Annotated in this window: 1 protein-coding gene; it reads right to left on the reverse strand. The window is 48.2% G+C overall.

Translation table 11 applies throughout. From position 1 onward, the window contains the following. Positions 1-413 (reverse strand): AMP-binding enzyme (locus AC04NP_RS30690; RefSeq protein WP_482863952.1); only part of this gene is annotated, 413 nt, incomplete at both ends.

Here is a 413-nt window from a genome sequence, read left to right on the forward strand (position 1 = left end):
AAACTATGGCCGCCCAGTTCAAAGAAGTTATCGTATATACCCACCTTTTCAACACCCAACAGCTCCTGCCAGATCGCTGTCAACTGCTCCTCTGTTGCTGTTCTTGGGGCCACGTATTCTTTAGTTGACAAGGCTGAACTGTCTAAATCCGGTAAGGCCTTCTTATCTAACTTCCCGTTTGATGTTAAGGGCATCTCATCCAAAGAAACCCATAACTGCGGAACCATATATTCTGGTAAGCTTTCTTGTAATTGTGCTTGTAAGGCTTCCTTTTCCAGAGCGCCTTCCATGACCACATAGCCGACCAATTGCTTACTGCCATGGTTATCCTCCCTGGCCAAAACGCAACTCTGGCTCACTCCCGCTACCGAGGAGAGGACATTCTCTATCTCTCCCAGCTCAATGCGGTAGCC

Source organism: Agaribacillus sp. DX54, from assembly GCF_056858335.1.